Source organism: Pumilibacter muris (genome assembly GCF_943193045.1).
GTDB classification, from domain to species: Bacteria; Bacillota; Clostridia; order Christensenellales; family Pumilibacteraceae; genus Pumilibacter; species Pumilibacter muris.
In genome coordinates this window covers 363,680-374,993 of sequence record NZ_CALPCN010000002.1, presented here as the reverse complement: position 1 = coordinate 374,993, position 11,314 = coordinate 363,680, and the positions used below count along the sequence as shown (strand labels likewise).

Genomic DNA, 11,314 nt, shown 5'->3' with positions numbered 1-11,314 from the left:
GGTGTTTTTTGTTTACAAAGGAAGAATTTTTAAGCTTATGAAAAGAATTTGCTCTTATAATCGTTACCTCCTTATTTTAAAGGATAGTAAGGTATAAAACTCGCGGCGGCGTTTTTTGAAAAAAAGGAAGATGATGAAAAACTTATTTTACAAAGGAGGAACGCCGCCGCGAAATTTTATCGGATTATGTATGCACTAAGTATATAGCGCGTATGTGATAAGAGCATGACGGCAAAATAAAAGTTGAGTTTTATTTACAACAGTTTCACCAACAAAGCGGCAAGCGCGGCGGAATCGTCTACGGGAAGATTTTCTTGCAGTAGCGCGGCGTTATACAGCGCAAGAGTGTAGTCGGCGAATTTTTCGTCGCTTTCCGACAGTTTCGAAAGTTTTAAGATAGCGGGGTGGTCGGGGTTGAGTTCGAGCACTCGCGCCGCCGAAATTCCTTCGCTACCCGGCATCGCTTTGAGCACGCGTTCCATTTCGAGCGATATTTCGCTGTCGCTCGTAAGGCATGCGGCTGCGGATTTGAGGCGAGCGGTAAGGCGCACGTCTTTAACTTTTTTGCCGAGAAGTTCTTTCATTTTGGCAATTTGCTTGGAATAGTCGTCCGCTTTCTTTTCGAGTTCAGCTTTTTGCTCGTCCGAAACTTCGGCGGCGTTTTTGTCGGCTACCGAAACGAATTTTTTCCCGTCGTAGCTTTCAATCATTTTAACCACGAATTCGTCTATACTGTCTTTAAGGCAAAGTATTTCGTATCCCTTTTCAAGGAACACTTCCACTTGCGGAAGAGCTTTTATAGCGTCGGCGCTCGTGCCCGACGCATAGTATATATTTTCTTGCCCTTCTTTCATGCGGGAGACGTATTCCGAAAAACTTGCGAGTTTGTTTTCGCTCGATTCGAATAGCAAAAGGTCTTTGAACTCGTCTTTTTTTGCGCCGAAATTATTATAGGCGCCCATTTTAAGCGAGTTGCCGAATTCGCGGAACATTTTTTCGTAGCCCTCGCGGTCGGCTTGAAGCCATTTTTTCAGTTCGGAACGAATCTTTTTTTCGAGTGAAACCGCAATCGCTTTAAGCTGACGGTCTTTTTGCAACAGCTCGCGCGATATGTTAAGACTAATGTCGGGAGAATCTATAAGTCCTTTAATAAACCCGAGTTCGTCGGGCAATAAGTCGGAGCATTGCTCCATAATAAGCACTCCGCCGCTGTAAAGCGACAACCCTTTTTTGTAGTCGCGGGTGTAGTAGTCGAACGGCGCTTTTTGCGGCACGAACAACAACATGGAATAGTTTATGTTGCCCTCCACCTGAGCGGTCATGACGTGCGCGGGTTCGAGGTAGTCGAAAAATTTATCGCGGTAAAAACCGTCGTATTCTTCTTTTTTTACTTCCGATTTTTTCTTGCGCCACAAAGGGGTCATGCTGTTAAGCGTTTTGTCGGCGAGCACTATGGGGTAACGAATGTAGTCGGAATACTTTTTAACGAGGCGGGTGAGGGTGAATTCGTCGGTAAAATCGCCGTAAGCGCAATCTTCGTCGTCCGGCTTTAAATGCAGAATTATTTCGGTGCCCGCGTTTTCGCGCTCGCACTGCGTAACGGTGTAGCCGTCGGCTCCGCCGCTTTCCCATTTGTTGGCAACCGTTTCGCCCACCTTTCGGCTAATCACCGTAACTTTGTCGGCAACCATAAACGACGAATAGAACCCGACGCCGAATTGCCCTATTAAGCTTTCGGCAGTGTTTTGCTTTTCTTTGAATTCGAGCGTGCCGCTCTTTGCGATTGTGCCCAAGTTTTCTTCCATTTCGGCGCGGGTCATGCCGCAACCGTTGTCGGTAATCGTGAGCGTGCGCGCAGCGGAGTCGGGTTTTAACTCTATTTTGAACTCAGCCGAAAGCGAAGAGTCGGTTAGACTCATGTAATGACGCTTGTCGATTGCGTCGCTGCAATTACTGATTAGCTCGCGCAAAAAGATTTCGCGGTTGGTGTAAATGGAATTTATCATCAAATCGAGCAATTTTTTCGATTCGGCTTTGAACTGTTTTTTAGCCATTATTCTGCCTCCCTATAAAACAACATTTTCGTAAACTATGTAATTATACCCCTTTCGAAGTAAAAAATCAAATGTTTTGGCGCGGTAAACCGAGCATTTTGCGCTCCGCTTTGCGGCGCGGCTTAAAAAATCAAAAATCGGGAGTGTAGTCGCCCGACGCCGAAGAGCGAAATTGCATAAAGCCTTCGAGCCCGAGCCGCTTTGCCGCGTTTACCACTCGGTTGTATTCGAACGACGTAACCTTGCGGTCGAGCGCGGGCTCGCCCGTTTTATTGAACGAAGGCGTGTATTGGCTCATAACGCTTACGCGCGCGGCGGGAAAAAGTTCGGCTATTTTCTCCATAATTTTAACGCCGTCGTTCGATAAGCCGGGCAACACGAGGTGACGGATTATCGTTCCGCGCACCGCGATTTCGTTTTCTTCTCGGTATTCTCCCGTTTGCCGTACCATTTCCGCTATTGCGGCTCTCGCAACTTCGGGGTAGTTTTCCGCTTTCGAATATTTTTTGGCGGCGTCGCCGCTTATATATTTAAAGTCGGGCAAATATACGTCAACAAGTCCGTTCAATAGGCTCAAAGCTTCCGCCTTTTCATAGCCCGAACTGTTGTAAACGACGGGAACGGAAAGCAATGGTTTAACGAGTCGCAAAAGTTTAACGACGTGCGGCAAAAAATGCGCGGCGGTAACAATATTTATATTGTGCGCGCCCGCATTTTGCAATTCGAGAATTTTTTCGGCAAGCTCGTGCAAAGAGACCTTTTCGCCGCGATTTTCCCCGTGCGATATGGGCGCGTTTTGGCAGTATCCGCACATAAGAGAACAGCCGCAAAAGAAAACGGCTCCGCTCCCTCGCGTGCCGCTTATCGGCGGCTCCTCGAAAAAGTGAAGCATGGTTTTGCTTATTCTAACGTCGTTGCCCGCGCCGCAAGCGCCTATTCCTTTCGTTCGGTCGGCGCCGCATTCGCGCGGGCAAAGCGTGCAGTGTTCGGGGGAATAAAGGAGCATAAACTACTCTTGCTCCAAATACACTTTCAAAGCTTTTTCTACCGCGCTTTTGCTAACGGTGAGAATGCGGGAAAGCTGACGTATGCTCGCGCCCTCGCAACACAGCTTGTGCGCTATTTCTCCGAGCATCGGTAGGGTTATGCGTTCTGCCTCTTCGGGCGTCATAAAATTCGTAATTCTGCGAACGAGCGCAATCGCTTGCTCGTCGGAAAGAGTTTTCTTTTTTTTGCCTGTGGCAAATTGTCTTTCGGGCTCGCTCTCCATTTCTTCTTTAAAACGCATAACACTGTCGTCGAACAGCAACATTAAAGCGTCGCTTCGTATGCCCTTTTTGGTTATGTAATTTCCGTAGGTGGAATAAGGGTATAAAACGGTTTCGTTTTCCGAGAGGGGAAAGCGGTGGATAAATCGCACGGCGTCTATAAGGTCGGCGTCCGACTCTATGGGTTCGGATATATAGCGGTCGTAAAACAGCTTTCCGCTGCGCGCGTATTTTTCGTTGCATCGAACCGCGTAAGCCGACACGAGGGTTTTAAGCGAATCGCCGAGCGGACGCAATCCCTCTTTTAACACAAGGTGGGCGATTTCCGAAAACAGACAGTATGCGTAAGTTTCAAGATAGTCGCGTTCCGCCGTTTTCGATAACAGCGATAAAAAATAACGGTAGTCGTCGTCTTCGGCAAACAAAAGCTTGTCGTTGCCTTTAAGCACAACGTGATACATTCCGCTTTCGCTTTTTTCTCTCGCTTTTCTTGCCATACAGCGGTATTATAGCGTATAAAATTTTAAAAGTCAAGCGTTCTGCGTCCCTGCGTCCGCACAACTTAAATTAGGCGGATTTTGCCCGATTGCGGCTTGTTTTTGTATTTGTATTCGGTAGTATTTTTTGGGCGCATACTCGCAAAAGTATACATATTTACTATTTTTATAAGATTAAACGCGCTCAAAAATAGCGAATAAGTGCATAAATAGGGCGAAATAGTGGCAAAAATACGGTAAAATCACCGCTTTATACTAATATAACGCACTGTGTGTATGGTGTAATTATAGTGTGCCGATTTTTACTATTGAAAAATTTGAAGTTTTATGATACGATTATCATGTAAGTTAACAGGGAGCGTTTAATTGCATGGCAAAAGACATAGCGGAAGGAAAATGGATATGGTACCCCGACGATTTCGAAATAGAACTGTCGGCGCGTTTTATGTTGCGCCGATATGAGCGCGACGTGCCTATTCCGCCGTTTTGGAAGCAATATTCTTGTTGGCGCAACGTCAAGTTCTTAAAACGGGCAAAACTTACCGAGCCCGAAACTCTTCGCGTTTGCGCCGAAGGCGTTTTTAACGTTACCGTAGACGGCGCGTATGTGTACGGCGCTCACGGCGAATACGAACTTACGGCGGGCGAGCACGAAGTTGTTATAAGCGTCGCCGCCGAAAAAGGACTTCCCGCCGTTAAAGCCGACGGCAACGTTTTTTCAACCGACGGAAGTTGGCTTGTAACCTGCAACGACCACAACTATGTTTCCGCCGCTTTCAACGACGCGCTTGTGCACGGCGATTCGACGCCTAACAACGTGAAACTCGCAGAAACGGTTTGCGAACCCGTTCGCCTCATTAAAAAGGGAAATACGGTAGTATACGATTTCGGGCGCGAGCTTTTTGCGCGGGTAAGGTTATGCGGCGCAAAAAAGGGAAAAACGGCGCGAATATATTACGGCGAATCCGAAGAGGAGGCTTGCGACTTTGACTGTTGCGAGCTTACCGCCGAACTTACCGCAACGGGCGACGTAGACGAAACGGACAACTGTCAAGCGTTTAGGTTTCTTGCGGTTAAAGGCGCGGATTTTAGCTCTTTGCAAGCCGTGCACGAATATTTGCCGCAGCCGCGCTCGGCAAAATTCGATTCGAGCGATTCGCTTTTAAACGAAATTTTCGACGTTTCGCAATACACGCTTTCGCTCACTAATAGGGAGTTTATAATAGACGGTATAAAGCGCGACCGTTGGGTTTGGTCGGGCGACGCTTATCAAGGCTATCTTATGAACTACTATTGCTTTTTCGATAAAGACGCCGTGCGGCGCACTATGCTCGGGTTGTTCGGACGCGAGCCGTTCGATTTGCACCTAAACCACATAATGGACTATACCTTTTATTGGATTATGGGTTTTTGCGACTATTACCGTTATACGGGCGACCGCGAATTTACAAGCCGTAATATTTCGAAAGCGGTAAGCGCTCTCGAATACTGCATAGCGCGCACCGACGAAAACGGGCTAATGAAAGGGCTCGAGGGCGATTGGGTGTTTATAGACTGGGCGGATAACCTCGATAACACGGGCGAAGTAAGTTTCGAAAACATGCTGTATTGCATATCGCTCGGAATGCTTGCCGAACTTTTGCGCTCGTTCGACAGAACCGAAGAGGCGGAAAGATATGAAAAGCTTCGTGCGGACGTTGCGGCAAAACTCGAAAAATTTTGGGACGAGGAAAAAGGCGCGTATATTCATTCGTTTAAGAACGGAGTGCCCGACGGAAAAGTTTTCCGCTACGCGAACATTTTCGCAATTATATACGATTTGTGCCCGCCCGAGCGCCAAAAACGAATTGCCGAAATGGTGCTTAAATCCGATTCCGTGCAGGCGATTACAACTCCTTATATGCGCTTTTACGAACTTGCGGCTTTAATGAAAACGGGCGAAACGGAATATGTGCTCGACGAAATACGCGATTACTGGGGCGGAATGCTCGGCGAGGGCGCAACAACGTTTTGGGAAACTTACGACAAACGTCAAAAGGGCGCCGAAAAATACGCAATGTACGGGCGGCGTTACGGCAAAAGCTTGTGCCACACTTGGGGCGCGAGTCCGTTGTATTTGCTCGGAAAATACGTTGCGGGATTGGAGCCCGCCGACTGCGGCAACTCGTTTGTTATGGAACCGAAGCTTGCGGGGCTTGAACGGCTTAACTATACGGTGCCGTTCGGCGACGGCGAAATTACGCTTGAGGTAGAAAACGGAAGAATAAAGGTTTTTAGCACTGCGATAAGCGGAACGCTTGTGTGGAACGGAAAGCGTTACCGCGTGGAAGCGGGGCGGGAACTTACGGTGGCGACTGTGCCTGCGGGGAAAGAATATGCAGTTCAATATGAAAATGTTTGAACCCGACCGAATGTTTGCGGTTAATCGCAGCGTCGGTTACGAATCGGTTCTCGAACACAACCACAGCTTTGTTGAGCTCGTTTATGTTGAAAGCGGCAAAGGCATGCAAAAAATAGGTTTCGAAAGCATGCAGCTTCGCAAAGGCGACGTTTTCGTTATTGCGGACGACAGCAAACATTTTATACGCCCGAGTTGCGAGGAAAACGATTTCAAAATTATAAACGTGATTTTCGAAAAGGAGTTTATAGACGTAGATTATTCGGCGTTTTTGCCGTGTTTCCCCGCGAACTTTCACGACGACAGCGAAACGGTGAAATATATTCGCAAGTGCTACGACGAATACGAGACGCGGACGGAAAATTTCGAGTGGAGAATAAGAGGATACATTTATCTTATACTCGCGTCGGTGGCTGAGGCGATTTCGCGCACCAAGCAAAGAAGCCACCGAAATCACAGAGGCGACTACGTTCAGGCGGCTACGGCGTTTATGCACGAAAATTTTTCCAAAAAGCTGACGCTCGAAGACGTTGCGGCAAGCGTGGGGCTTACGAGCGGATATTTGCAAAGGCTTTTCAGACAGGAGCGAAACACGTCGGTTGTGGAATATCTTTTGCGATACCGAGTTGAGCAAGCTTGCAAAATGCTTATGGAAACCGAAGAAACGGTTTATGAAATCAGCCGCGAAATAGGTTTTTCGGACGTTAAAAACTTTCATTACTATTTTAAAAAAATGTTCGGAGTAACGCCTAACGAGTTTCGCAAAAATCACAGAGAAGAAAAACTCTGAAAGCTAAAAAGTTTTGAAAAAAGGAGGTTGCCTTAAAATATGACGGATTCGAAAGTTTTGGCTTTATCGGCAAACGCTGCGCCGAGAAAACGCGCTTTCCGCGAAAAATTCGATTCTTCGCCGAATATCTTGCGCGGAGGAATTGCGGCGGTGTGCGCTTTCGCGGCATTGTTGCTTCTTGTTGCGGCGCCCATATTCACGTTCGGAGACGAATCTGTGTCGCTCAGCGTAAGTATGGGATTTTTCGGGCTGCTGAAAGCTCTTGCGGGCGGCGGTGTTTACGAAGTGCAACACTCGGAATTCGGCACGCTCGGCGTTACGGTTTCGGTAGCCGCAATAGTTCTCGTGCTTATAACGGCGACTGTTTGGCTCGCATGTTTTGTTTTGAGTGTGTTATGCGCTTTCGGAAAACTCGGCGAAAAAGACAGAATTGCGCTTTCGGCGGCGAACTTTACTGCGTTTGCGTGGCAAGCCGTTGTGTTCGTTGTTCTGATTGCGTCAAAAAGCGTTAAGGCTCAAAACATTTACGGCGAAGAGACTGCTTTTTACCGCACTTTCTCGCTTACGGCAACCTATTTGGTTTGCGTTCTGCTATCGCTCGTTGCGGGAGGTTGCTCGCTCGGAGTGAACGGGCGCAACGTTAAAAACGTGCGGCGCTACAAGCTGATGTATTTGTTCTTGCTTCCTGCGGCGGCGCTTGTTGTTGTGTATAATCTTTACCCTATGCTTTTATCGTTCTGTTTGTCGCTTAAAGATTACGTTATTGCCGACGGAATATGGGGAAGCGTATGGGTGGGCTTTAAAAATTTTAAAACCATTTTCGTAGACCCCGACATGTTGCGGATTATAGGCAACACAATTTTGATAAGCGTTTTAAGAATGGTAATATCAATTATTCCGCCTATAATTTTGGCTGTTATGCTGTTCGACATGGGCGCGAGAAAGGTGCGTAAGGGAATACAGACTATTATTTATATACCGCACTTTTTCAGTTGGGTGGTGGTATACGCAATAGCTTACGCGTTCGTGAACCCCGACGGACTTATTAACAACGTTGTGAACGGAAACGTTCAGATACTCGCAAACGAGGGCACTTTTATTCCTTTGCTACTTATAACCGATTTGTGGAAGGAATGCGGCTGGGGTACCATACTTTATATGGCGGCTCTTACGAACGTTGACCCGAGCTTGCACGAGGCGGCGGCAATCGACGGAGCGGGACCTGTGAAACGTCTGTTTAAAATAACGTTGCCGTCTATAACCCCCACAATAGTGTTCACCACAGTTATGGCGGTCGGCAATCTTTTGAAAGGGGCGGGCTACGAGCAAATTATGTTGTTCGGCTCCGATATTATGAAGAGCGCGCAGGTTATAGACACTTGGGTTGTGTGGAGAGGATTGCAGCGGTTGCAATACGGCTTGGGCGCGGCGGTGTCGTTCTTTCAATCGTTTATAGGCATGCTCATGGTTATAGGTTGCAACGCGCTTTCAAAGCGTTGGGTGGGCGTTTCGTTATACTGAGCGGCGGAGATTGCCGCGTCACTAACCGTGTTCGTTCCTCTCAATTACATAATAGCAAATGCCATTGCGAGCGAAGCGCGGCAGTCCCGAGCACGGAACGAATAACGCGAGTACAACTTAGAGAAAGCGAAATTACGGAGGCAATATGATAAAAGGAAAAAGCGACAAAGCATATCAAGGCGTATGCGCGGCGGTTGCAATTATATTCGCGCTTATTTGCCTGTATCCGCTTTTATACACGGTGTTTCTTTCGTTTTGCACCGAAAAAGAGTGGCTAAGTAGCAGCGGCGCAATATGGTATTTCCCCAAGCGTCCCACAGGCGCGGCGTATGTTAAAATTCTCGGCTCTACGGGAGTGGTGCTTCGCGCGCTTTGGGTGTCGGTCGAGCGCACCGTTCTCGGCACGGTGTTGGGGCTTATTGTAAACGTTTTGGCGGCTTACGCGCTTTCGCGCAAAGATTTGCCGGGCAAAGGCGTGTTCGTTAAAATTATGCTTCTAACCATTTTGTTCAGCGGCGGACTTATTCCCACATATCTCACCATTCAATCTACGGGACTTATAGACACCGTGTGGGCGCTCGTGATTCCCGGTTTGTTCTCGGCGTGGAACGTTCTTATATTAAAACAGTTCATGGAGGGGATTCCGCGCGAACTCGAAGAGGCGGCGGAGGTTGACGGCGTTTCAACGGTGGGAAAATTGTTCTACATAATTCTTCCTATGTCTAAGGCAGTGCTTTCGGCAATTTGCATGTTCACCATAGTGGGGCACTGGAACAACTGGTTCGACGTGAGTATTTATATTAAAGACCCCAAACTGTGGACTTTGCAATATTACGTTAAAATAAATTTCGACAACACTGCGGGGCTCGACCAAGGCAAGCTCGACTTTTTAATAGGGCAGGGTTCGGCGGTTAGCTCAATAACCATGAAAATGGCGCTCACCGTAATATCGGTTGTGCCCATGCTCGTTATATATCCGTTTTTTCAAAAGTACTTTACGCAGGGCGTTTATATAGGCGCTGTGAAAGGATAAAAAACAAAATCAAGTAAAGGAGAAAATATTATGAGAAAGAAAATCACGAAAATCGCGGCAGTTTTGCTCGGCATAGTTTGTTGCTTTGCCGCAACGGGTTGCGACAAGGGCTTGAATTCGGATGACGGGGTAAGCTCGGTTAAAATGCTTATTTCCGGCTACGTTAATTTGCCTACCGACAGCAACGACCCCTACCGCAAATGGGTGCGCGACAACTACAATCTCGACGTTAAGCTTACGGCTGTTGGAAACCTTTCGGGCACGGCTGTTGCCGAATTCGCGTCTAACGACAAACCCGACATAGTGGTGTTCGACAACATGAACGAATACGCGACAATAGCGGAACAAAAGGTGCTTTTGGAAGATTGGACGCCGTATCTTTCGCAAATGCCTAACGCGTCTAAAATAGTGAATATGAAAGACGCGGATAACCCCGACGGCGATTCGGTGGCAAAGCAGATGATGAGCGACGGCGAAAAATTAAAGGGCGTGTGGACTCTTCCCGACACTCCCACATGGTCGCTAAAAATCCGCGAGGATTGGGCGGAAGAATACCGCGCTACCACTGAGGGCGGCGCCAACTATCCCGCAGGAAACAAAGCGACCGACGGCGGCGTATGGCAGCCCCGCACGCCCGAAGACCTTTTAAACTTTGCGCGTTGGATAAAGGCGACTAAACCTAATTGCTACGCGTTCACTTCGGCGGGCAATCAATCGTCGCTCGGCACGCTCGGAAACTGGTTGCCTTTAATGTGGGGTACAGTTGCGGAGCTTCCTTACGGCGCTTACATTACCGAAGCGGACGCGGTGTCTTTCCCCGTAGTGGACGGCTCGCACGAGCAATATATAAACTATTTAAAACAGATTTGCGACGAAGGGCTTATAGACCCGTCGTGGTACGTTCAAAGTTGGGAAAATAAAACCAAAACCAAGCAAGGGCTTATAGGAATCGAGTGGTATCCCGGGTCAATCACAATGGAAACTCAAATGCACAACGAGGGAAAAGACACCGTTAATTGGTGGAAAACCTACGCGCTTCCTTGCGCCGACGGCTTCGACGGCGGCTACATGCCTATGGAAGGTTACGTCGGAAAGATTATTTGCGTATCGAAGCGCGCGGCGCTCAACAAAGACAAAATGAACGCTATCGTAAAATTTATAGACGACTGTCTTGTGTACTTCGACGAGAGCACCGGCGAATACGTTCGTCCCGTAGGCTACGACGCGTTAAGATGGGGCGTTGGCGTTGAAAAAGGTTGCGAGTATAAAGACATTGACGGAAGCGACTACAAATACGTTAACACGTCCGACACCGACGAACACAAGTTCTACCGCAACACCACGCAAGGCGCCGGCGCCTACGACTGGGGCGCTTGGATTGCAACAACCAAAGACGGCGTTATTCAGGGCAGCACCGAGCGGGTTGACGCCATAACGAAAAAAGTTGTCGAACACAACTCCATAACGTCGAAAATGAAATCCAAAGTTCAAATAGGCAGTTCGCTTAACCTCGACGCAACCAAAGTTAAAGACCTTAACACCAACCAAATCCGTTGGGAATACGGCTACGTTACGGGCGCCAAAGTGGATTCTTACGCAACGTTCCGCAACAAGTGGAAAACTCAATGGGGCGGCGACGAATTGCTTGAAGAAGCCGAAAGACAGTTCAAAGAATTCGGGATTTTAAAATAATTGTAAATACCGCGCAAAAGTGCGCTTACATGCGGGTTTGCGCGTATTAAAAAAATAAAAA

The 11,314-nt window shown here is 47.9% G+C and carries 8 protein-coding genes; 5 read left to right on the top strand and 3 right to left on the bottom strand.

Features of this window, described 5'->3' with window-relative positions; all coding sequences use genetic code 11:
* Nucleotides 1-254: 254 nt before the first annotated feature.
* The 3 genes from htpG to NFR62_RS04305 all read right to left on the bottom strand — a co-directional run bounded on the left by htpG (nucleotide 255) and on the right by NFR62_RS04305 (nucleotide 3,819).
* Complete coding sequence (gene htpG / locus NFR62_RS04315) at nucleotides 255-2,054, bottom strand: molecular chaperone HtpG (RefSeq protein WP_251614786.1); 1,800 nt, start codon at nucleotides 2,052-2,054, stop codon at nucleotides 255-257.
* Nucleotides 2,055-2,184: 130 nt separating this feature from the next.
* Complete coding sequence (locus NFR62_RS04310; RefSeq protein WP_251614784.1) at nucleotides 2,185-3,060, bottom strand: radical SAM protein; 876 nt, start codon at nucleotides 3,058-3,060, stop codon at nucleotides 2,185-2,187.
* A 3-nt stretch (nucleotides 3,061-3,063) separates the two neighbouring features.
* Nucleotides 3,064-3,819 carry a hypothetical protein gene (locus NFR62_RS04305; protein WP_251614782.1) on the bottom strand — a complete coding sequence of 252 codons (756 nt, stop codon included), beginning with the start codon at nucleotides 3,817-3,819 and terminating at the stop codon, nucleotides 3,064-3,066.
* A gap of 370 nt (nucleotides 3,820-4,189) precedes the next feature.
* On the opposite strand from NFR62_RS04305, the gene NFR62_RS04300 reads away from it, so the two are divergent.
* The 5 genes from NFR62_RS04300 (at nucleotide 4,190) to NFR62_RS04280 (ending at nucleotide 11,253) form a co-directional block, all read left to right on the top strand.
* Nucleotides 4,190-6,220 (top strand): alpha-L-rhamnosidase-related protein, encoded by a 2,031-nt coding sequence (locus tag NFR62_RS04300; RefSeq protein WP_251614780.1) that lies wholly within the window; start codon nucleotides 4,190-4,192, stop codon nucleotides 6,218-6,220.
* Nucleotides 6,207-7,007, top strand: coding sequence for an AraC family transcriptional regulator (locus NFR62_RS04295; RefSeq protein WP_251614778.1), 801 nt, complete (start codon nucleotides 6,207-6,209; stop codon nucleotides 7,005-7,007). Before NFR62_RS04300 ends, NFR62_RS04295 begins: the two co-directional genes overlap by 14 nt.
* A 39-nt stretch (nucleotides 7,008-7,046) precedes the next feature.
* Nucleotides 7,047-8,528, top strand: coding sequence for an ABC transporter permease (locus NFR62_RS04290; RefSeq protein ID WP_251614776.1), 1,482 nt, complete (start codon nucleotides 7,047-7,049; stop codon nucleotides 8,526-8,528).
* 145 nt (nucleotides 8,529-8,673) lie between these two features.
* Nucleotides 8,674-9,561, top strand: a complete 888-nt coding sequence (locus NFR62_RS04285; protein ID WP_251614774.1) for a carbohydrate ABC transporter permease — start codon at nucleotides 8,674-8,676, stop codon at nucleotides 9,559-9,561.
* 30 nt (nucleotides 9,562-9,591) lie between these two features.
* Entirely contained in the window at nucleotides 9,592-11,253 is a 1,662-nt protein-coding gene (locus NFR62_RS04280; protein WP_251614771.1) for a type 2 periplasmic-binding domain-containing protein, read from the top strand.
* Nucleotides 11,254-11,314: the final 61 nt, after the last annotated feature.